A 22,867-nucleotide genomic window follows, 5' to 3' on the forward strand; every position below is an offset into this window, starting at 1 on the left:
GCAGCGGGATCGTACAATTGACCCGGAAAGAGCACGTGAAGCGGAGGTACGGCGATCGCTACAACGTATGGGAAAGTATCATCCTGTGAAGCGGGAGGCGAGGTGTGATGAAATTAGACCGTATAACAATTAACCCGGCACGTATGAATGGTCAACCATCGATTCGCGATTTGCGACTGACAGTGCGCCGTGTTATTGAATTGCTGGCGCTTTACCCTGACCGTGATGACCTGCGCCGGGAATATCCTGAACTCGAAGACGAAGATATTCGACAAGCCCTGCTCTACGCTGCCGCCTGTCTTGATGATCGGATCGTCGAGTCGCCGGTAACGTATGAAGTAGATCCGTCGGCTTCCATTGCTGCACACTGATGCTTGACGTTGCTGCAACCCGGCGGTATACTGAGGCAGAGTTCACGCGATGAGGCTCGCAGAATGCCGCGCGTCGGCTGATAGCCTCTACGGAAAACGACCGTCACGGTCTGCCGTAGAGGTTTTTTGTTTGAAGAGGAGAAGCGCCTGTGAGGCTGGCGGGGAGACGTATCGTGGTGAACAGCGCTTTCATGAACATCATCGCCATTGCTGTGGGAGCAGCCATCGGCGCCAATCTGCGCTACAGTCTGTCGATCTGGGCGGCGCAGCGTTGGGGGGCGTCGTTTCCGTATGGTACACTGATCGTCAACGTTATTGGAAGTTTTGCCATCGGGTTTGTGCTGGTTCTGGCAACAACACGCCTGAGCCTGAGCGATACGGCGCGACTGCTGATCGTCACCGGATTGCTGGGCGGCTTCACCACGTTTTCCAGCCTGAGTTTCGAGACCTATACGCTGGTGACGAGCGGCAGCTGGATGGCAGCCGGCCTGTATGTGCTCAGCAGTTTCGGGTTAGGGATTGCAGGCGTTTTTCTGGGCGCGGGTGTCGCGCGGGTACTGCCGTAGGCAAGGAGGATCAACGTGGATCTGAGCGGCAATGCACAACAAGTCTGGATTTTTCTGGGGGAAAGCGATCAGTGGCATGGGCGCCCACTTTCGCTCGCGCTCCTCGAACTCCTCAAGCGCAACGGGATTGCCGGCGGCACCGTGTTGCGCGGCATCGCCGGGTATGGCGCACATAGTTTCATCCATACCGCATCGCTCGTCGAACTGAGCAGCGACCTGCCGATCGTGGTAACATTCGTGGATCGACCTGACCGTATCGCGCGGGTCATGCCCGACATCCTGGAGATGGTGCGTGAAGGGTTGATCACAACGACGCCGGTTGAGGTGATCAAATACACCTCGCGCGCGATCGGTCCGTTCCCGGCGCACCTCACCGTCGCCGATGTGATGACCCGTCAGGTCGTCAGTGTGCGTCCCGATACGCCAGTTGCCGAGATTGTCGCATTGTTGATCGACCGTGCGCTGCGCTCGGCGCCGGTTGTCGATGCGGAGAACCGCGTAATCGGCATTATTACCGACGGCGACCTGCTCACCCGCGGTGCAACCGAATTGCCGCTGGCATTGCAGCGCGAACTGTCGCTGGCGGAACGCGCAGCGACGATCGAAACCCTTGCCACGCACCGGCACACCGCCGCCGATCTGATGACCCCCAATCCGGTCACGTTACGGGAGACCACGCCGCTGGCGGAGGCGGCGGCGGTCATGGCGGATCGCGGCTTGAAACGCATTCCGGTCGTTGATGCGCAGCAACGTCTGGTCGGCATGGTCAGCCGTTCTGATCTCCTTGCCACCGTCGCAGAAGGGTTGCGCCAGCGTCCCGCCACACCCATCAGGCAGCCAGATGGCGCCCCCAAAACGGTTGGTGAGATCATGATCACCGATGTTCCGACTGTCCAACCCGACACTCCGCTCGCAGAGACGCTCGACCGCCTGCTGGAAACCGACAAGCGACGCGTGATCGTCGTTGATGGTGAGCGACGGGTCGTCGGCATTATCACTGATGGCGATGTCATGCGGCGCGCTGCAAAACGGGTGCGTCCTGGTGCATTGCGCGCTCTGGCGGCGTGGTTCGGTGGCGGCGCCCGCCCGCCCGGACTCGAAGTCGCTGCTGAGGGACGCACCGCCGCCGATGTGATGACCTCCCCGGTGGTGACGCTGCCGACCAATGCGCCGATTGCCGATGCTGTGCGCCTGATGATGGCGCATAAGATCAAGCGAATCCCGATCATCGATGCTGACGGGCGGTTGGTCGGGATGGTCGGGCGCGCAGGGGTGCTGGCGGCGTTGAGTCGGGGATAGGGGCTTCGATAACTCCCCACATCCCCTTAACCTGTGTTACTATTACACCGATTGTTCCACGCCAACCCTGCACCCACATATCACTCCTGCAATCGTACTTTATGTAAAGCGTGAGGTCGTACCGTGACCGACACCAAAATTATCTATTCCATGATTCGGGTCGGGAAGATTGTGCCGCCAAACCGGCAGGTGCTGAAGGATATTTCGCTCTCGTACTTCTACGGCGCCAAAATCGGCGTGATTGGACTCAACGGCGCTGGCAAATCGACCCTGTTGCGCATTATGGCGGGCGTTGACCGCGATTTCTTTGGTGAAACGGTCATCGCACCGGGGTACACCGTCGGTTTTCTGGAACAGGAACCGCGTCTCGACGACTCGCTCACCGTCCGGCAGACGGTCGAGCAGGGGGTGCAACCGATTGTCGATCTCTTGCGACGCTACGACGAGGTGAACGAACGGTTCGGCGATCCGGACGCCGACATGGACGCGCTGATTGCCGAGCAGGCAGCGTTGCAGGAACAACTGGATCATCTCGACGCCTGGGATCTCGACAGTCGGCTGGAACTGGCGATGGATGCCTTGCGCTGCCCGCCGGGTGACACGCCGGTTGCTGTGCTGTCGGGCGGGGAGCGCCGACGGGTGGCGCTCTGCCGTTTGTTGCTCCAGAAACCGGACATCCTGCTCCTCGACGAGCCGACCAACCATCTCGACGCCGAATCGGTCGCCTGGCTCGAACGTCACCTGCAAGCATACCCTGGCACGGTGATCTGCGTCACCCATGATCGCCGGTTTCTCAACAATGTGGCTGAATGGATCCTGGAACTGGACCGCGGCATGGGCATCCCCTGGCGCGGCAACTACTCATCGTGGCTGGTTCAGAAGCAGCAGCAGATCGCGGCTGCCGAGAAAGCCGAGAATCTGCGGCAGAAAACACTGGCGCGCGAACTGGAGTGGATCAATGCTTCACCCCGCGCACGTCAGGCAAAGAGCAAAGCGCGCATTGCCGCCTACGAACAACTCCTCAGTCAGAGCGCCGAGCGCGCCGAGCGCGACCTGGAAATCTATATCCCTCCCGGTCCGCGCCTCGGCGACCTTGTCATTCGCGCTGAGCATGTGACGAAGGCGTATGGCGACAAACTTCTGTACGATGACCTGACATTTGATGTGCCGCCTGGCGCGATCATCGGCATCATCGGTCCGAATGGCGCCGGCAAAACCACCCTGTTCCGCATGATCACCGGGCAGGAGCAGCCTGACAGCGGCGCCCTGATCGTTGGTCCGTCGGTGAAGTTAGGATATGTCGATCAGAGTCGCGACTCGCTGAACCCGGATCGCACGGTGTGGGAAGAGATCTCCGGCGGCGATGAGGTGATCATGCTTGGCAACCGCCAGGTCAACTCGCGTTCGTATGTGGCGCGCTTCAACTTCACCGGCGCCGATCAGCAGAAGAAGGTGGGAACCCTTTCCGGCGGCGAACGCAACCGGGTGCACCTGGCGAAAGTGCTTCGTTCTGGCGCGAACGTGCTATTACTCGACGAGCCAACCAACGATCTCGATGTCCACACCCTGCGCGCGCTCGAAGACGCCCTCATCAATTTCGCCGGATGCGCGCTGATCATTTCCCATGATCGCTGGTTCCTTGATCGGGTTGCGACCCATATCCTGGCATTCGAGAATGAATCGAGCGTTGTCTGGTTTCCCGGCACGTACAGCGAATACGAGGAGGACCGCCGACGTCGCCTTGGCAAGGCAGCCGATCAGCCGCACCGCACCGTGTACCGCCGTCTGACACGGGGATGAAACGGGGCATCGTTACTGTTCCTTCTCCATGTGTTGCTCAACTATTACTGCCCCGGTTCGCCGGTTAAGGTACAGTTGCGTCGAGCCGTATCGTGATGTGTTTCACGAGATGTCAAGAGGAGGTAGTTGCCCATGGAGACATCAGTCGTAGAGGCGCCAGCGTATGTGAAGAATGAAAAACTGATCCGCTGGGTCCAGGAGATGGTCGATCTGTGCAAACCGGATCGCGTTCACTGGTGTGACGGCTCAAAGGCGGAGTATGACGCGCTGTGTGAACAACTCGTCCAGGCAGGGACGTTCATTCGCTTGAATCAGGAGAAGTGGCCCGGCTGCTTCCTGGCGCGTTCTGATCCGAGCGACGTCGCGCGTGTCGAAGATCGCACCTTCATCTGTAGCGTCAGTCGTGGCGATGCCGGACCAACCAACAACTGGATGTCGCCCAGGGAGATGAAGGAGACGCTCATCCCGCTGTTCGACGGTTCGATGCGCGGACGCACGATGTATGTCATTCCCTTCTGCATGGGACCGATCGGGTCGCCGCTTGCCCAGATCGGCGTCCAGCTCACCGACTCGGCGTATGTTGTCGTGAATATGTGGATCATGACACGGATCGGGCAAAAGGTGATTGAGGCGCTGGGCGACAACGACTTTGTTCCGTGTCTGCACTCAGTTGGCGCGCCGCTTGAACCCGGACAGAAGGATGTTCCCTGGCCCTGCAATCCGACAGTCAAGTATATCGTCCACTTCCCGGAAGAGCGCATGATCTGGTCGTATGGCAGCGGCTATGGCGGCAACGCTCTCTTGGGCAAGAAATGCCTGGCACTGCGCATCGCATCGGTCATTGCCCGTGATGAAGGATGGCTTGCGGAGCACATGCTTATCCTGGGGGTCAAGGATCCAAAAGGGCGCAAGACCTACGTTGCAGCGGCCTTCCCCAGCGCCTGCGGCAAGACCAACTTTGCCATGCTCATCCCGCCCAAACCCTTCACAGAAGAGGGATGGGAAGTAACGACGGTTGGTGACGACATCGCCTGGATCAAACCCGGTCCTGATGGGCGATTGTACGCGATCAACCCGGAGAGCGGCTACTTCGGCGTCGCACCCGGCACGTCGTATGAAACGAACCCGAACGCAATGGCGGCGCTGTCGCGCAACACCATTTTCACCAATGTTGCGCTGACGCCCGATGGCGGCGTCTGGTGGGAAGGAATGACCAAAGAGCCGCCGCCGGAAGCGATCGACTGGCAGGGGAAGCACTGGACGCCCGATTCAGGCAGAAAAGCCGCGCACCCGAATGCACGCTTCACTGCTCCGGCGTCGCAGAACCCGGCGATCGATCCCGACTGGGAAAATCCAAATGGCGTTCCCATTCGCGCATTCATTTTTGGCGGTCGCCGCAGCACCGTCGTGCCACTGGTTTACCAGTCGTTCAACTGGACGTTTGGCGTCTACCTGGCTGCCACTATGGGATCGGAGATGACGGCTGCCGCCTTTGGCAAGATTGGTGAAGTGCGCCGCGATCCGATGGCGATGCTCCCATTCTGCGGCTATCACATGGGCGACTACTTCAATCACTGGTTGCAGTTCGGTCGTACCATTCCCAACCCGCCACGCATCTTCAGCGTCAACTGGTTCCGCAAAGATGCCGAGGGGAATTTCCTCTGGCCCGGCTTCGGCGAGAATATGCGTGTTCTCAAGTGGATCGTCGAGCGTGCCAATGGTCGCGCGGTCGGCATCGAAAGCCCGATTGGCTGGATGCCGCGCTACGACGATATCGACTGGCGCGGACTGGAAGATTTCAGCGAAGAGAAGTTCACCGAACTGATGGCGGTCGATCGCGAGCAGTGGACCCATGAAATCCTGCTGCACGAAGAGTTGTTCCTGAAACTCTATGATCGCCTGCCCAAGGAATTCCGCTCCGTTCGCGACCTGCTCCTCTCGGCGCTCTGGCGCTCACCCGAGCATTGGGATCTGCTCGACGGCGGGCACTGATGCCCTCTGAAGGCGCACCGTTCCTGCCCGGGTTGCTGAAGCCTGGCTTCAGCAACCCGATTACTCCTGGATCTCCCGTTGCTTTCCCGACACTTGCGCGCCATGGTACAATCGCGCTCAATCAATATTGTGCGGATCAATTGCCGGATATGAGGATACGATGCACGATACCATCGTTCGCTTCGGTATTGTCGGCGCGGGTAGCGTGTCGATACGCGGTTTGCTGCCCCACCTGAGCCAGCCGGATCTGCACGATCGGCTGCGCCTGGTGGCTGTGTGCGACCCGGCGCCTGGTCGTGCCGCTGCGGCTGCCGCCCGCTTCGGGTGCGAGTATGCTTTCACCGACTACAGCGACATGCTCGCCGCCGGTGTGGTTGATGCTCTTACGATTGCAACACCGATAGGGTTGCACTACGAGCAGGGCCGGATGGCGCTTGAAGCAGGCGTCCACGTCCATTTCAACAAGACAATGACCACGACGGTCGCAGAAGCTACCGACCTGATCGAGCGCGCCGCAGCACGTAACCTCAAGATAGTTGCATCACCGGGAGAGATGCTGCGCCCGCACAATCAGCGCATTAAACAGCTCATCGCCGAAGGCGCTATCGGCACGCTCTGCTGGGCAGCGTGCGGCGCAGCATTTGGACGGTATCATGAAGAAGAACCGGTGCGTCAGGGCGCCGATCCCCTCATGAACATCGATCCGACGTGGTATTACCGGAAACCCGGCGGCGGCCCACTGTACGACATGACCGTCTACAGCCTGCATGCTCTCACAGGCATTCTTGGTCCCGCCAGGCGCGTAACGGCAATGTCTGGCGTGCGGTTGCGTGAACGTGAGTTCGCTGGCGTCATGCATCCAGTCGAAGCAGACGATAATACGCTGATCCTGATCGACTTTGGCGATACTATCTTTGCGCTGGCATACGGTACACCGGCTGGGAGTTTGACCGAAGGGTTCGGAGGGAGTTATTTTGGCGTTTCCGGATCGATTACCGGACGAAAACTCAATGGGCAGCCGTTCGACTATCCGGGACGCAGTGATGCAGAAGCGCATCCCCACGGCGATCAAATTCTGTTGCCCCACGTAGTTGGTGTGCATCGTGAGATCGAAGAGCAGCACGTATGGGAGGATATCATGCAACTGATTGACTGGATACGCGACGGGACGCCAACCATTGTCACTGCCGAACATGCGCGACACGTCATTGATATTATCGAGTCTGCCTACCGCGCTGCTGCCACAGGATGTACCCAGGAGTTAACAACCACATTCTAACGAAGTAGTACTATAGGCAGTGTCGGGCATAGTACCTCTGTTCATGGCAGAAGGATACCTTTGCGTCATTGCGATTGCGATGTATGTCGAGTACACTAGAAGCGTAGTCGGTCATCAATGCTTGCAATCAACCCAACCGGCTACGACAGGACGCTCAGGCTCCCGAGATCACGCACCCGACGTCGCACTCCAACAACCCGGCACGTACGTCGCAGCAGGACAATCCAGTCAACATCGCAGCCCATCTCGTACAAACGCGCCAGCCCGCCTGACCAGGTACCAGTACGTTGCTACGCAGCGCAGGAGCCTGAGCACGAAGTCGGAGATCATCGCCCTGGCATCTGCCAGGGCGATGATTGTTAATGATACTATTCACGCCCTACGTCCGCTCACGAATCACCGGCAGACCGGGAACCCGCGTGCGAATGCGATAGAGCGAGGTGCGCGCCGTGATGTAGAGAGTCTGGCGATCGGCATCGCCCCAGGCACAGTTCGCCGGGCGCTCCGGCGTGGCGATCACCCCCAGCCACGTCCCATCCGGCTCGAAGACCCATACCCCGGTTGCGCCGGTGACATACAGGTTCCCTTCGACATCGACCTTCATTCCGTCCGGTGATCCGGGTTGCGGATGGTCCATATCGGCAAAGATACGTGCGTTTGCCAGCCGACCGTCGGGCAGGACATCGAACGCACGCACATGACGCCGCGGGGAATCATCGATATACAGGATCGTTTCATCAGGCGAAAATGCCAGTCCGTTGGGGCGATCAAAATCGTCGACCAGCAGTTCGACCATTCCGTCGGGCAAGATGCGATACACGCCGTTGCACGGCTGTTCGCGCTCTTCGGGCGCAATGCCGTAGGGTGGATCGGTAAAATAGATTGTGCCGTCCGATTTGACCACGACGTCATTCGGGCTGTTAAGGCGCTTCCCGCCATACGTATCCGCCAGCGTCACCGGTTCGGCGCCCGGCTCAGCGCGTGAGACGCGCCGACCACCGTGCTCGCACGCAATGATGCGTCCTTCGTGGTCCAGGGTGAGTCCGTTCGAGTGACCGCTCGGTTCGCGCCAGATGGATACGCCATGGACAGGATGCCAGCGGTACTGACGGTTGGCAGGAATGTCCGAAAAGATCAGAAAACCGTCTGGATGCCAGACCGGACCTTCAGTAAACTCAAAACCGCCAGCGATGCGTTCAGGATCGCCCGGTTCGATCAGCGCTTTCAGCTTCATGGCAGGCATATACTTTCATGCATGACGCGGTTCGCCGCTTATCGTAGCATGGATAGTCCGGACTGACAACGTTCGAGGCGTTTGCGCAAATCTGCTATAACCGTTAGACTCTGAAGATACAGTTGCGCGCCTGCATACCGAGACAGGAGCGACCCGCAATGCATAATGGCGCCCGCTGAGCGTATCAGGAACCAGTATCGTGACTCTACCTGTGAAAGACCAAATTGCCGAATTGCAACAGGAACTCGCAGCGCTGCGCATCGACCGGGAACGTAACCTTCGTGCGCTTGACATTATTCGCAACGTCAGCATCGCGTGCCTGGGACGAGTCAGCGCACGTGCGATTTTTGAAGCCATTCACCGTGAACTTTTGCCGGTGTTTCATTACGATGCCGCGTATTTTGCCGTTTGCGATCCTTCCAACCGCGAAACATTTCGGGCAGCGCTGCTCGTCGATGAAGAGAGCGTTGAGTATCTGGAGAATACGCCGTATGGACCGCTCACAGGTTTGATGGTGCGGGAGCGCAAGCCGTTACTGGTCCGGGATCTGGAGCGGGAGCGCGACTCGCTGGGTGTTGAGCCGGAGCGGTTTGGCAACCCGCAAAAGCGATCACGTTCCTGGATGGGAACGCCGCTGATCCTCGGCTACGAAACGGTTGGCGTCATCTCCGTTCAGAGTTACCGTCCAGGCATCTACGATCAGGATAGTCTTGATCTGTTGCAGCGCATCGGCAATCTGCTGGCGGTCGCGCTGGAAAATGCAGCGCTTGTCGAGCAGCAGCGTGCGTTGAGCGATGCGTTAACCGGACGCATTGCCGCCCGGACGCGCGAACTGGAGACACTGACGGCGCTTGCAGAAGAACTGGCGCTCCAGCGACCACTCGATGAGTTGCTCAATCGTGCGCTGGCGCTGCTCACGGAACACCTCAGCATGCGAGGCGGGGCAGTGCGATTGCTGAGCGCGGACTGCACCGAGCTGATCCTGGCTGCTGCTCAGGGCTTCCCGGAGGAGTACTCAGAACGCCTGGCGCGCCTGCCGGTTGCTGGCAGCCTGATGCACAGCGTCATCGAAGAGCGTCGTCCGCTCATTATCGATGATCTGGCGCATAGCAGCCACTGGGAGCGCATCGGTCTGAACTATCGCGCATTGATCGCCGTGCCGTTGCAGATCGGCGATCGGGTGTTGGGAACCCTGCTGCTGGTTGATGATCGCCAGCGCGTGATCCAGGATCAGGAAATCGAGTTTGTGCGCGCTGTCGGTCACCAGATTGCGATTGCGATTGAAAATGCCCGGTTGTTTGCTGAACGGGAACGTCAGGTCGCGGAACTCTCGGCGCTGAGCGACATCAGCCATGCTGCCAGCACAACGCTGGAACTGCGCACCCTGTTACGCCACATTGCGCGCGCGCTGGCGCGCTTCATGCGCGCCGATGTTTTCTCGGTGGTCGTGTACGACGCCGAACACGATGTCATCAGCGATGGTCTGTCCATCGATGAAGGTGAAGAGCACACGTTCTGGCAGCGCCAACCCCCGCCGCCCGATTCGTTGACCGCGTGGGTTTTACGGCACCGACGCGCGCTGCGCTTCGATAACCTGATCGAGGAGATTGAGCGTTTCCCGGAATTGAGCGTGCATATCATCGGCGCGGAGCGCACGGCATTATCGTGGCTCGGCATGCCACTCATCGGGCGTGAGGGGCAACCGATTGGCGTGCTGATGGTGCAGGCGTACTCACCTGCCGCTTTCGACGCGCGCGACGAGCAGTTTCTGGCGGCAGTGGCGCGCCAGGTGGCGCTGCATGTGCAGAATGTGATGCTGTTTGCAGCGGAACAGGAAGCGCGACGCACTGCCGATACCCTGCGGGAAGTGGCGCGCGTGCTGAGCGCCGCGTTCAGTTCAGGCGAGGTGTTAAAGGTCATTCTGCGTGAATTGAAGAAGGTCATTCCGTATGACAGCGCTTCGATCATGCTGCGCGAGGGTCGGATTCTGCGCGCTGCCGCCGTTGCGCCGGAAACGATAGCGACGCGGCTGGATACGATGAACCGCCCGTTAGACGAACCCGGCGCGGCGGTCTGGGTGGTGAAACACAAACAACCGCTGCTGATCGATGATGTCCGCACGTCGTCGATCTGGGCGCCTGAACCGCATATCAGTGAAATTCGCTCGTGGATCGGCGTCCCGCTCGTTGTCAGAGGCGATGTGCTTGGCGTACTGAATATCGACGCAAACGAACGAGCGCGCTTCACGAAGCGCGATGTCGCAGTTGCGCAGGTTTTTGCCGACAATGCTGCGATTGCCATTGAGAATGCGCGTCTGTACGCCGAGTCGATTGCGCGCCGCGAGCAGGAACTGGAGATTGCGCGTCGTATCCAGGCGAACCTGTTTCCGCGCGAACTCCCGCGCCGGCAGGGGATCGCGCTGGCGGCGCGCTGCCTTCCGGCGCGTGAAGTGGGCGGGGATTTCTTCGACTGCTTTGCCCTTGGCGAACGCAAGGCAGTCGCCGTCATGATCGGCGATGCGTCGGGCAAGAGTGTGGCGGGCGCATTGTTGATGGCGATGGCGCGCTCGGTCGGGCGCGCCGAAGCGATCGATCACGAAGAGCCGGCGCTGGTCTTGCGCGAAACCAACCGCAGTATGGCGCACGATGTGCCGCGTGGCACGTTTGTTGCTCTCTGTTACGCCACCATCGATCCTGCCGGACGCATGGCGGTGGCGAATGCCGGGCAATTGACACCGGTGCTGGTACGCGCTGATGGCGGCATCGAGTATCTCTATCCGCCAGGACCGACATTGCCCCTCGGCATTCAGCCCGATATGGGATATGAGACGCTGGCGGTCGATCTTGCACCGGGCGACACAGTGCTGTTCTTTACCGACGGTCTGGTCGAGGCGCACAACGCATCCGGCGAGTTGTTCGGCTTTGAGCGGCTCGATGCGATCCTGTCAACGTGCACCGCGCTTTCGCCGCATGCGTTGATCGATCGCATTATCGCCGAGGTGCAAGCCTTCATGGGGAATGTTCCGCAGCACGACGATATGACGCTGGTCGTGGTGCAGATCGGCAGCGATTGATCGGCGTGTTATCTAGCCGTTGTACACGATCCCGCCGCTGCGCAGATACCAGTCGAGCACGTCTGCCGCCTCGGTGCGGAGCACCTGGCGAACAACGGCGATGCCACGCCGCTCCAGGTACGCATACGACTCGGCAAACACCGGACCCTCATCAAACCCGATCCGCTCAGCATCATCACGGGTCGCGCCGCAGACCAGGCGCTGCACGCCGCTCCAGAGCGTGGCGCCCAGGCACATAGCGCACGGTTCGCACGATGTCACCAGTTCATACGGTGCACCGGCGCCGCGCAGCGAGTAGGACCCCACCCGCGCCTGGGCGAACATCAGCGCCACAACCTCGGCATGCAGCATCGCGTTGTTCAACCGTGTGACACTGTTGACCCCTGCAGCTACCAGCAGACCGTCGCCAGCACGAAAGACGGCGGCGGCGAACGGACCGCCCGTGCCGTGCGTGATATTCTCGCGCGCCAGGTCGATGACCAGGCGCATACGCGATTCGTCGTCATGGAGATGCACGGGCATCGCCAGACGCCGTTGCAGCCAGTCGGGGAGCGTGATGGTCAGGACGTGTGCGTTTGTGTTCATAGTGTGCGGTATTATACGCCCCCTTCTCGATGGGCGCCAGAAAGAAGAGGGACATCAAAGGCGGCGAGGATCAACGGTCAGGGAGTGCCAGCCTGAAGCGCCAGCAGCACAAACAAGACAATCAGTGCAGCCGCAGCGGCGACGCGCAGGGAGTCGGCGATACGGCGCAATCGTGCGGCGCGCATCGCCAGCGGACCGGTCTCGTCCCACAGACGCGCTGCATTCGCCTGCATGAACAGACGGGCATAGCCAGCGTGTCGCAGGCGATACTCGCGCCACTCCGGTTCGAAGCGACGCACATGCCGGTCGCTGAAATCGAAGGCGGCGGTAATCGATGTCGGCGGAAGCGTGGCGCCGGCGCGCAGCGCGTTGATCGCCTGAACCGTGAACCAACCGGCGAACACGGCGCAACCAACCGCAACCGACGCGGCAAAAGTCAGCGTTGGACGCCACCCGCCTGCGCTTGCGTTCCAGATAAAGAGCGCAAAGATCAGCGCAGCAACCAGTGCAACCCCGGCAACAATGCCATACATTGCTGCTGTTGTGCGTAATGGCGAAGGAACAGGTTCGGCGGACGCTCTTTCCGCCATATGACGAGCGGCGCAGGCAGTGCAGAACGGCACATTGATCGAAGCGACGTGGAAGGTTGTCACACCACGCGGCATATCAGTCGTAATCCCTCGACGGCGACGTTCACGGGCGAAGACGCGCTCGACGCGCAGCGTCACCCCGGCTGCCCCGCCACAGGAAGGGCAACGCGGCGGCAGCGTAATGTCACGCAACCGCCCGCGCACCCGGACAATCGTGACCTGTTCCGCCTCGGTCATACCGGTGCACGAATCAACCGCAGCCGACGCCGTACTTTCGACTGGCGATGGTAGCGGATTCCCAGTTCGTAGTACCCGATCAGTTGATCCATCGTCGCCTGCCAGCAACGGCTGCGCGCATGTTCGAGAGCGCCCTGACGCAACTGTGCCAGCAGCGCGGGTGAATCGCGGAGCTGTCGTACCCGTTCCCGGATCTGCAACGGATCGTCCGGATCGTAGACCAGCGCATTAACCCCATCTCGCAGCGTATCGACCAGCCCGCCGGTCAACGAGCCGACCACCGGCAGCCCGCACGCCATCGCTTCGAGCGGCGCCATGCCGAATGTTTCGCTGGTCGAAGGAAAGACCAGCACATCCGCCGACGCATATGCCCTGGCAACGTCATCGCCACGCAAATAACCGGTGAAGACCGTTCCTGTACCGGCGAAGTACGCCTGCATCTGTTCCAGTTCAGGTCCGCCACCGACGAGCGCCAGGCGCACCCCTTCCAGCCCGCAGATCGCATCGCGCAGCAGATGGACATTTTTCTCGCGCGTGATCCGCCCGACGTACACCGCCAGAAAATCATCGGGGTGACCGCCGCTGAGTCGCTCACGCATCGCAGCGCTGCGAAAGTCGGGGCGGAATCGCTCGGTATCAACACCGCGATGCCACCAGCGCACACGGCGGTACCCGCGTTCGCGCACCTTGTGCAGCATCGCACTGGAAGGAACCAGGTTCAGATCGGCAAAATTGTGTCCGGTACGGAAGAGCCACCAGGCGATAGGCACGCCCCACGCTCCCACATAATGGGTCGTGTAACTGGTAATATCCATATGCGCCGAAGCGACGAGCGGAAGGTCGAACCATTTCGCCAGCGCAATACCGGTGGGTCCGAGAAATGCCGGGTTGACGACATGCACAACGTTGGGCTGAAATGCGCGGAGTTCGCGCACGATTTTGCCGCTCGGCAGGTTGATCCGCAGTTCCGGGTAGAGCCAGAAGCGTGGTCCGCCGGTGCGCACCAGACGATGACCGGCGTAGGTTTCGGGCATGTCGGGCGGACCGAACAGAAGAACCTCGTGACCCTTATCGCGCAGATGTTGGAGCGCCAGGCATAGAACCGAGACCACGCCATCGATCTTGGGCAGAAAGGTCTCCGTGAAAATGGCAATCCGCATAGAAGCATTCCATCACAATGAGGCTTACACGGATTATACCATTGTTCACGGATGCAGCAGCAACGCATCCTGCGGCGAGCGACAGGTCATAATATCAGGAAGCGTCGCGTTCAGGGAGGCAAGCGTGGCGGCGACTGCTGGCGTCATCCCGCTGATGGCGACGCGGCACCCGATCAACCGCAACCCCTGCGCGACCTGAACCAGGCTCTGCGCGACTGATGTATCGACGTGCGTCACACCGGCAATATCGAGGATGACGAGGCGTGTCCGCCGATGCGCAACTGTTTCCAGCAGGCGTTTGTTCAGTGCCTGGGCACGGCGCGTATCGAGATTTCCCACCACCGGCGCAAGGAGGACGCCATCGGCAATCGCAATCGCGGGCGTTTCCAGTTCCGATACGAGCTGGAGCAACCGATTCTGTTCGGCATTGCGCTGTGCCAGTTCATCGGCGCGCTGTTGCGCCAGCGCCAGCGCTTCAACAGTGCGCAGTCGTTCTTCTTCGGCAAAGCGACGCGCTTCCTCCAGACGCTGTGCGTTGTCGACCGCCAGACGGCTCAGGATCATACCGCCCGCAAGCGCCCCGTAGGCAACCAGGTTGGGGATCGAGGTGTAGACGCCGCTCCACCCGCTCCGGACAAGCATAATCACGAGAAAGAGAATCGCATTCACCAACAGCCAGCGGGGACCGGTGAGCACCAGAGCCACCACCATTGGAACTGCGTGCAACAGATCCATCTGCTGCGAAACATACGGTTCACTGGTGAAGAATGCAACCGCCAGCATGATCGCAAGCGCCAGCGTATGGCGCGCATACTCCCATCCGCGCCGATACGCAATCAACAACCCTCCGGCGCAGAGAGCAGCGAAAGCGTACCCGATCCGCGTCATCTGAGGCGTGTCGCGGGTCAGCACGTCGATAAGCGCCACCAGGGCGCCTGTCAGGAGGAGGATAAACAGGAATGTGTTGATCTGGCGTTGCGTCCAGCCCATGGTTTGCTCACAGTCGTCTTTTGTCTGATGTCCTGTATCGATTATATACAAAATCTCGACACCCGGTCAGTGTTCGCATTTCTCCTGGGCGCGAGGGCATCGTGCCCTCGTAGACGCGACGAGGGCGAGACGCCCTCGCGCCCAGGCGCGTGTGTTCCCCAGGTGTGAACAGTGACACACCCGGCTTGCTACCAGGGATCACACGTTGGATGTCCTGCATACACACGGGGACCATAGCAGTTCCCATGGTACAATGATATGAGTTTCGCCATTTTATCCGGAGATCAATAGGTGTCAACGCAGCGCACGATCCTGATCACTGCCGGGCTGATGCTCAGCCTGTTTCTCGCATCGATGGAGTCGACGGTTGTCAGCACCGGCATGCCAACAATCGTCAGCCAGCTGGGAGGTCTCGAAAGTTACAGCTGGGTATTCACCGCTTTCATGCTCGCCTCAACAACGACCGTTCCGCTGTACGGCAAACTCTCCGATCTTTTCGGGCGACGACCAGTATTCGTCGCAGCTATGGCGATCTTTCTGATCGGATCGGCGCTCTGCGGTCTGGCGGCGACGATGCCGCAACTGATCGCCTTCCGCACTATTCAGGGGATCGGCGCTGGCGGGTTGCTGCCGCTGGTGTTCATCATCATCGGCGACCTGTTTTCACTGGAGCAGCGCGCCCGGTTGCAAGGGCTGTTTTCGGGAGTATGGGGCATATCGTCGATCACAGGACCGTTGCTGGGCGGCTTTATTGTCGATCAGGCGTCGTGGCAGTGGATTTTCTGGATCAACATCATTCCCGGTCTGGCGGCGACGGCGATTGTCTGGTTCGCCTGGATCGATCGCGCGCGCGCCCACGACGCGCCGCCACGTTCGATCGACTACGCCGGAGCATTGCTGCTGACTGCCGGAGCAGTTGCGTTGCTCATGAGCCTGACCGATCTGAGCGCGTCGTGGGCGCTGCCGACGCTGGCGGGGGCGCTGGCGCTGTTTGGGGCGCTGGTGTGGGTCGAGCGCCGCGCGAGCGATCCGGTGTTGCCGATTGGGCTGTTCCACGACCGGATGTTCCTGGTTGCCTGCGGTCACGGCATCCTCGCTGGCTGCGCCGTGTTTGGCGGTGCGACATTCGTGCCCCTGTATGTGCAGGGAGTGTTGGGCACAAGCGCAACCGAGGCAGGAGCGGCGCTTATGCCGATGCTGCTGGCGTGGGTCTTTTCGAGCATTCTCGGCACGCGGCTGTTACTTCGATTGGGATACCACACTATTGCACTTGCGGGCATGGTGGCGCTGGTTATCGGCGCTTTTCCGCTCATGTTCCTCGATACGCAAACCAACCGTCTACTGCTGATGACAAGTCTGGGGTTGATGGGATTCGGCATGGGCTTTTCGATCCCGGCGTTCCTGATCGCAGTTCAGAGCACCGTTGAACGCAGCAAGCTGGGGACAGCCACCTCGACCCTTCAGTTCAGTCGCAGCATCGGCGGCGCGTTCGGCATTGGCATCATGGGGGCAATTCTCAGCGCTATTGTGGTCGCACATCTGGTTGCTGCCGGTCTCGATGCCTCTACCTCGCTCAACAGTCTGATCGATTCGCCGGGAAGCGACTCCGCAGTGCAGGCGATGCTGCGCGACGCGTTGAGCGCCGGTATCCGCAGCGTGTTCATTGTAGGGTTCATTGCATCCGTGCTGGGATTGCTGGTGACGCTGCTTGCGCCACGCGGGCAGATCGCGCAGATGAGCGCTGAGCGTGAACGTCGTGAGGGTGTGGTACATCCGGCAGCAGAACACGGACGTTGATACCGTCGCCGAATGTATCAGGGGCGCCGGTGAACATCAGTTGCAACAACATAGCCCCAACGTGGAAATGACCGTCGCACGGGATGTCCCGCTCAATCGGCAAAGATATCTCTGACCGCCACGCTGAAGCCCGGTAGAACATCATCCCCCGGCAGATCATCGTCAATGGTAAACTCGCGGACATCGGTAAGCGAGCGATATGCAAACACGCTCCGCGAGGACGGATTGACGAGCCACACCAGACGCACCCCTATCGAAAAGTACTCACGCAGCTTTTGGATGGTCTCAGACCAGGTGTTGCCGGGTGAGAGAATCTCGACAATGAGATCGGGAGGAACGTCCAGAAACACGGTTTCTCCCCTCCGGTCATACCGATCCTGCGAGATGAAGAGCACATCAACGGCGCGAATGGTATCTGGATCCCGGCGCGTGTAGACGCCGACCTCGCCTGCGCGCACTTTTCCGAGACCGTGCGCGCGCACGAATGAGAGCAGGATGCTGGTAATATTCGCTGCGTACCCGCCATGTTCATCGCTCGTTGGTGTCATCGGCACAATGCTCCCGGCAACCAGTTCACATGGTCCCGTATCGTTCAGCGCCGCAAGTTCTTCGCCGGTCATCATCCGTTCTGTCTGCGGTGCGATCCGGGTTGTCATAGCCATTCTCCTTGTTCGCATACCTCCGCTCTGAACGTGCCGACTGCATTATTATACGCATTTCACTCCGGCAGGACAGCACAGACCCGCACCGGCATACGCCGGATGTGCTATGATGATGCGCGCTATTGGTGTTGATGCAGGGACGAAACGATAACCGGCTCTGCACGTACAGGTACGGCAATTTTCCGAAGCGGGATAGTACAGCGATCCCCGACCGATCAACTGGCACGTCCTGTTGCCACTCTGACGCTCCGCAGACACAAAGAAGGCAGGTATGACCGAACCGATTGCAACGATGACCGCTCAGGCTGAAGCGGTTGTCCGGCGCCATGCTGCGCGCAATTTCTGGCTCAATGTTCTCGACGGCGGCACGTTCTATCTGGGATTGAGCATGGTGTCGCGCTTCACCGTGCTGCCGCTCTTCGTCGAGCGCCTCTCGCCCGATCGCTGGTTGCAAGGGTTGATCCCGGCGATCAACTATACCGGATGGTTTCTGCCCGGTCTGTTCATTGTGCCGCTGATTGCAGCGATGCCGCGGCGCAAGCCGATCCTGTTAACGGCGACATTGTTCGAGCGCCTGCCGTTTCTGATCCTTGGGCTGGTGCTGCTCTTCTGGAGCGATCTGCCGGGCGCCAGCCTGCTGGCGATCTTTTTTGGCTGCTATGCCATGCATGCGGTTGCCGCCGGTTTCGCATCCATTCCCTGGCAGGATTTCATTGCGCGGGTCATTCCGGGCAAACGCTGGGGGATCTTCTTTGGGTTGCAGAGCGGGCTTGGCGGATTGCTCGGCATTGGCGGCGCGGCGGTTGCTGCATGGGTGTTGACGGCATTTCCGTTTCCGCAGAGTGTCGGTATCCTGTCGCTGATCTGTTTTGCTTCGATGGTTGTGTCGTTTATCTTCCTTGCGGCGACGGTCGAACCAGCCCTGCCGCCGCAACCAGCGCAGCCGTTGACGGCATTCCTGCGCGGCGTGCGTCCGCTGCTGGATCGCGATGTTCCTTTTCGGAACTACCTGATCGGGCGGGTCAGCATCGCACTCGCGCTGGTCGGGCACAACTTCATCACTGCGCTGGCGCTCGAACGCTTCAACCTGTCCGGCGCGGAGGTGGGCGGATTCACAGCGGCGCTGCTGGCAGCGCAGGCGATCAGTGATCCCATTCTCGGTGGGATGGCAGACCGCTGGGGACACAAACAGGTACTGGAACTTGCGACAGCAGTGGGGCTGGCGGCGATCCTGATGGCGCTGGTTGCGCCGGCACCGGTCTGGTTCCTCGTCATTTTTGTGCTGGTCGGCTTTTCGCAGGCGGGGTATATTCTCTCCGGGTTTACACTGGTCTTCAGTTTTGCTCCTTCCGCTCAACGACCCGCCTACATCGGCGTCTCGAACATTGTGATGGCGCCAGTCGCAGCCGCCGGACCACTACTCTCCGGGTGGCTCGCCGAAATCGCCGGGTACGAGACGTTGTTCGTTGTTCTGTTGTTGATCGGCATCGCCGGGCTGGGGTGGATGCGCCTGCGCGTGCCGCGCCCGACCGTGACGACATCGCTGGCAGAGGAGCGGGTGGGGTGAGGTGCGTTCTGATGCGTCTTTGCCCCCTCATCCCCCCTGCCCCCTTCTCCCACAAGGGGAGAAGGGGGAGATAGGGGCGTAGCACCGCTGCGCCCGTACAGGCAGCATGGGGATCAACTTCCCCCTACGCACCCACTTCCACCCCATCTCTGCCATCGTCGAGTCGCAGCCGTTCGCCGGTTTGCGGGTCGTAGACCCCGATGAGCAGGCGGTACGTCGCTCGCGGCGCGTCGGGCGGGACGAGCGCCGCTGCCCGACTGCGATGGGTTTCGTCGGGTTGCCACGCAGTTGTGGGAACTGGCGCCAGGGGACCGTCGTGTTGCGCGACGATCCGGTTATTCGGATCAAGCAGATGAACGAAGATCATCAGGTCACGTCCGGGTGGTGCAACCACGCGCCAGTGCAGTTCGATCCGCACGGCATCGCCGCCCGAAATCTTCAGCGACGAGACTGCGGCGCGTTCGAGCAGCAAGGCGTCGCCGAAACGCGCGTTCATCGCACGTAGCGGAGCGCCGACCGATCCGAGTTCATAGACAACCAGTTCGACGCCGCCGTACCAGCGGCTTTCGGCGCGAAAAGCGTGGTCGGCGAGCCAGGCGTTCACCACGCCATTCGGGTCGGCTTCGTAGGGAACATAGAAGACGCCGTATACCCGCCGGTGCTGCTGCGCCATCTGTTCGAGTTCGGCGATCGTGGAGGATGGATCGAGAGGTCGGAAGCGCGGCAGGAGATAGCGGGTCTGTGAACCGTGGAAGTAATAGTCGAACACATCGATCTGACCCGGACCGATCAGCAGGATAGCGTCGTCGGGGCGTGCAGTCGCCGCGATTGCCCGCGTCAGGCTGCGGTAGTCGTCGCGCTGGAAGGCGGGATCGAACCACTCGTTACGCAGTGGCGTCACAGCGGCGGCAATGAGCCAGATTGCGGTCAGCAGCGCGCCGGAATGCGCTGGCGCGCTGCGCGCCAGCGTTGATCCGCCAGCGCCGAGGAGCAGATGAAACGCCGGCAGCGCCGGGAGCAGGAAGCGCGCTTTGTAGTACGGCTGGTTCAGGGAAAGGATGATGATCGCTGCCAGCGGAACCACGAGCCAGGCGAGCGCCATGCCGGTCGCGCGCGGCGATGTGCGCCACGTCGTCAACGCCAGCGCCAGCAGCGCCACGAAGCCGATGAGCCAGAACCAGAACACTGGCGCCGCCGCCGGTCCAAGACTGAACACGCGCAGCGCATCAGACAGGATGAAGAGCGGGTCGGTCGGTTGTTTGGCGAATGTCCAGACTGCCAGACGCTCCCGACTTCCCCAGACAAGCAAAAGGAAGAACCCGGCGAGAGTCAGGTGCAGGGCAATCCACAGCAGCAACGCATTGCGTCGCAGAACCAGCGCACCCGCAAGCGCCGTCGCTGCCACAAATGCTACCATGAAGTAATGAGTCGCAAGGGCTGCCAGTGCCGTGAGACTGTAGAGTATCCACCACATCCAGCGTGATTGTCGCAGCGTGCGCGGTGTGTCCGGCGTTGACTGTTCGCGGATTGCAGCGTCAAACGCCAGCCAGAGACAGATTGCCAGCAGCATTGCCAGCGCGTACATGCGGGTTTCCTGGCTGTAATGAATGGCGAAAGGGGAGACTGTGGCGGCGATGCCGGCGAGCCATCCGGCGCTCTCGCCGAACCAGCGCCGTCCGAGGATCGTCGTCAGAACCACAGCGGCTGCACCGCACACTGCGCTGAACGCGCGCGCCGCCGCTTCGCCGGTCCCCATCAGCAGCACCCACCCGTGGAGCAACCAGTAATAGAGGGGCGGGTGCACATCAGCGGCGGCGGCGCGCGCGATGGCGTCGAGCGGCTGGACGGCAAGCGCAATCGTCAGCCCTTCGTCGTACCAGAAACTCTGGGCATCGATGCGGTAGAGGCGCAGCGCCAGCGCAATTGCGAAGAGCGCCGCGAGACCGGGGGCGGGAAATGTCAGATGTGGAGTGTGACCCATCTCATACTGATGAATGGCTAACGTTGAAGGTTGAACGTTGAAGGTTGAACGTTGAAGGTTGAACGTTGAAGGTTGAACGTTGAACGTTGAACGTTGTAATGTTGAAGGTTGAACGTTGAAGGTTGAACGTTGAACGTTGAAGGTTGAACGTTGAAGGTTGAACGTTGAACGTTGAACGGGCGACAACCACCTTCCACCTTCAACCTTTCCCACCTCTCGCCTCATCCCCTCTCGCCTCTCGCCTCATCCCCTCTCGCCTCTCGCCCCTCGCCTCATCCCCTCTCGCCTCTCGCCTCTCGCCTCTCGCCTCATCCCCTCTCGCCTCTCACCTCTCGCCTCTTGCCTCCCGCCTCACCCCTTGCGCCCCTTGCCTCGCGCCCCGCGCCTCACTATACACCCCACGCCTCGACCGGATCGCTGTCCAGAACGATCCGGTTGCGCCCGGTGGCTTTGGCAAGGTATAACGCCTGATCGGCGCGGTGCAGGAGTGATTCGGAGGTATCGCCGGGAAGATACGCTGCGATGCCAAAGCTTGCGGTGATAGCGTGCACATTGGGGAGAGCAATAGTGTGCAGCGCCAGACGCACCCGCTCCAGCGCCGTCTGCGCATCGTTGAGACGTGTTTGCGGCAGCAGGACGACGAACTCTTCGCCGCCCCAGCGCCCGAAGAGATCAGCAGCGCGCAGATGCAGCCGCGCCACCTGCGCCACTTCCTGCAACACCTGATCGCCGACCAGATGACCATGGGTGTCATTCAGGCGCTTGAAGTGGTCCAGATCGAACAGACAGACGCAGAACTCCTGCCCATACCGTTCCGCCAGTGCGATCAGGCGGTACACATCTTCGTACAGACGACGGCGGTTGGGCAGGCTGGTCAGGGTATCGGTATAGGCGAGATTCGCCATAACCTCGTATTCGGTGTGGAGACGCTCGATATGCGAACGGTACATCGCCAGGACGACCAGAAACACCAGCAATGCACCTCCCATCAGATAGGCTCTGAGGACATGTTCACTGTCCTCGCCGTCGATGCCGGGCATATTCCAGGACACGATCTGCACTACGACAATCGCAAAGGACAGACTATACACGATTCCGGCAATCAATGCGCCACGCCGCAGATCATAGAGGTGAACCGCCAGCACGCAGACGATCAGCAGAAACCAGATGTCGTCGCCAATCGTGTCAAGAAAGAGATTGTCGAGATGCTGGCGCAACAACGCCGGAACGATGCTGTTGAAGACAAGCGACTGGAAGATGAAAAAGAAGAGCATGAACCGTTCGACGCGCTCCAGCGGTATCTGTTGCTGTCCCAGCGTCCAGACAATTGCAAAGCAAACGCCGGCAAACGCAATATGGTTGATGGTGTAGATGATTTCGTACAGCGGGGACTCTTCGGTTCCGATGTAGATAATGTACTGCGTATACAGGATCGCCAGCATACCGAGCACTCCTGCAACGCGGTAGATGCGCCGACGCTGCTGCTCGAAGGAGCGGCGTTCCTGTTCGATCTGCTTCATCGTAGCTGGCTGGGGTGAAACTGGAATGTCCATTGCTGAAAAAGGCGAGGGATAGGGCAACCTGTGCGGCGCTGACGTATGACTTCGGGGATCATACCACATCCGACAAAGCATTGTAAAGGCGACTGGCGTAACAGGTTCGCTATGGATTCGCTTCAAATTCG

General features: G+C 60.3%; 17 protein-coding genes. 9 read left to right on the forward strand and 8 right to left on the reverse strand.

Annotation, left to right across the window (positions count from 1 at the left end):
* The first annotated feature begins 107 nt into the window (after positions 1-107).
* The 6 genes from ROSERS_RS12875 to ROSERS_RS12900 all read left to right on the forward strand — a co-directional run bounded on the left by ROSERS_RS12875 (position 108) and on the right by ROSERS_RS12900 (position 7,307).
* Complete coding sequence (locus ROSERS_RS12875) at positions 108-371, forward strand: DUF433 domain-containing protein (protein WP_011957213.1); 264 nt, start codon at positions 108-110, stop codon at positions 369-371.
* Between the two features lie 191 nt (positions 372-562).
* Positions 563-937: a fluoride efflux transporter CrcB gene (crcB, locus tag ROSERS_RS12880; protein WP_011957214.1), complete on the forward strand. Its 375-nt coding sequence runs from the start codon at positions 563-565 to the stop codon at positions 935-937.
* A gap of 15 nt (positions 938-952) precedes the next feature.
* Positions 953-2,236 (forward strand): DUF190 domain-containing protein, encoded by a 1,284-nt coding sequence (locus ROSERS_RS12885; protein WP_011957215.1) that lies wholly within the window; start codon positions 953-955, stop codon positions 2,234-2,236.
* A gap of 123 nt (positions 2,237-2,359) precedes the next feature.
* The gene (ettA, locus tag ROSERS_RS12890) at positions 2,360-4,036 is read left to right on the forward strand and encodes an energy-dependent translational throttle protein EttA (protein ID WP_011957216.1); all 1,677 of its coding nucleotides are present in this window, start codon (positions 2,360-2,362) and stop codon (positions 4,034-4,036) included.
* 132 nt (positions 4,037-4,168) lie between these two features.
* The gene (locus ROSERS_RS12895) at positions 4,169-6,028 is read left to right on the forward strand and encodes a phosphoenolpyruvate carboxykinase (GTP) (RefSeq protein WP_011957217.1); all 1,860 of its coding nucleotides are present in this window, start codon (positions 4,169-4,171) and stop codon (positions 6,026-6,028) included.
* 160 nt (positions 6,029-6,188) lie between these two features.
* Positions 6,189-7,307 carry a Gfo/Idh/MocA family protein gene (locus ROSERS_RS12900; RefSeq protein ID WP_011957218.1) on the forward strand — a complete coding sequence of 373 codons (1,119 nt, stop codon included), beginning with the start codon at positions 6,189-6,191 and terminating at the stop codon, positions 7,305-7,307.
* A 379-nt stretch (positions 7,308-7,686) separates the two neighbouring features.
* Here ROSERS_RS12900 and ROSERS_RS12905 read toward each other — a convergent pair whose 3' ends face one another.
* Positions 7,687-8,550 carry an SMP-30/gluconolactonase/LRE family protein gene (locus ROSERS_RS12905; protein ID WP_011957219.1) on the reverse strand — a complete coding sequence of 288 codons (864 nt, stop codon included), beginning with the start codon at positions 8,548-8,550 and terminating at the stop codon, positions 7,687-7,689.
* Between the two features lie 190 nt (positions 8,551-8,740).
* Here ROSERS_RS12905 and ROSERS_RS12910 point away from each other — a divergent pair, with 190 nt between their 5' ends.
* Complete coding sequence (locus tag ROSERS_RS12910) at positions 8,741-11,614, forward strand: GAF domain-containing protein (RefSeq protein ID WP_011957220.1); 2,874 nt, start codon at positions 8,741-8,743, stop codon at positions 11,612-11,614.
* A gap of 12 nt (positions 11,615-11,626) precedes the next feature.
* On the opposite strand, the gene ROSERS_RS12915 is transcribed toward ROSERS_RS12910, so the two are convergent.
* The 4 genes from ROSERS_RS12915 to ROSERS_RS12930 all read right to left on the reverse strand — a co-directional run bounded on the left by ROSERS_RS12915 (position 11,627) and on the right by ROSERS_RS12930 (position 15,176).
* Complete coding sequence (locus ROSERS_RS12915) at positions 11,627-12,199, reverse strand: nucleoside deaminase (protein ID WP_011957221.1); 573 nt, start codon at positions 12,197-12,199, stop codon at positions 11,627-11,629.
* A 77-nt stretch (positions 12,200-12,276) separates the two neighbouring features.
* Positions 12,277-13,026 (reverse strand): hypothetical protein, encoded by a 750-nt coding sequence (locus ROSERS_RS12920; RefSeq protein ID WP_011957222.1) that lies wholly within the window; start codon positions 13,024-13,026, stop codon positions 12,277-12,279.
* A complete protein-coding gene (locus tag ROSERS_RS12925) occupies positions 13,023-14,186 on the reverse strand; it encodes a glycosyltransferase family 4 protein (RefSeq protein WP_011957223.1) in 1,164 nt (387 codons plus the stop codon). Before ROSERS_RS12925 ends, ROSERS_RS12920 begins: the two co-directional genes overlap by 4 nt.
* Before the next feature lie 45 nt (positions 14,187-14,231).
* Positions 14,232-15,176, reverse strand: coding sequence for an STAS domain-containing protein (locus ROSERS_RS12930; RefSeq protein WP_011957224.1), 945 nt, complete (start codon positions 15,174-15,176; stop codon positions 14,232-14,234).
* A gap of 291 nt (positions 15,177-15,467) precedes the next feature.
* Between ROSERS_RS12930 and ROSERS_RS12935 the strand changes: the two genes are divergently transcribed.
* Positions 15,468-16,973, forward strand: a complete 1,506-nt coding sequence (locus tag ROSERS_RS12935) for an MDR family MFS transporter (RefSeq protein WP_011957225.1) — start codon at positions 15,468-15,470, stop codon at positions 16,971-16,973.
* Positions 16,974-17,065: 92 nt separating this feature from the next.
* Here the strand turns inward: ROSERS_RS12935 and ROSERS_RS12940 are convergent, their stop codons facing one another.
* Entirely contained in the window at positions 17,066-17,629 is a 564-nt protein-coding gene (locus ROSERS_RS12940) for a Uma2 family endonuclease (protein ID WP_011957226.1), read from the reverse strand.
* 277 nt (positions 17,630-17,906) lie between these two features.
* Between ROSERS_RS12940 and ROSERS_RS12945 the strand changes: the two genes are divergently transcribed.
* Entirely contained in the window at positions 17,907-19,202 is a 1,296-nt protein-coding gene (locus tag ROSERS_RS12945) for an MFS transporter (protein ID WP_011957227.1), read from the forward strand.
* Between the two features lie 124 nt (positions 19,203-19,326).
* Here ROSERS_RS12945 and ROSERS_RS12950 read toward each other — a convergent pair whose 3' ends face one another.
* The gene (locus tag ROSERS_RS12950) at positions 19,327-21,183 is read right to left on the reverse strand and encodes a glycosyltransferase family 39 protein (protein ID WP_011957228.1); all 1,857 of its coding nucleotides are present in this window, start codon (positions 21,181-21,183) and stop codon (positions 19,327-19,329) included.
* A 389-nt stretch (positions 21,184-21,572) separates the two neighbouring features.
* Complete coding sequence (locus ROSERS_RS12955) at positions 21,573-22,703, reverse strand: GGDEF domain-containing protein (protein ID WP_157041079.1); 1,131 nt, start codon at positions 22,701-22,703, stop codon at positions 21,573-21,575.
* Positions 22,704-22,867 lie beyond the last annotated feature (164 nt).

It is taken from the genome of Roseiflexus sp. RS-1 (genome assembly GCF_000016665.1).
Classification (GTDB): domain Bacteria; phylum Chloroflexota; class Chloroflexia; order Chloroflexales; family Roseiflexaceae; genus Roseiflexus.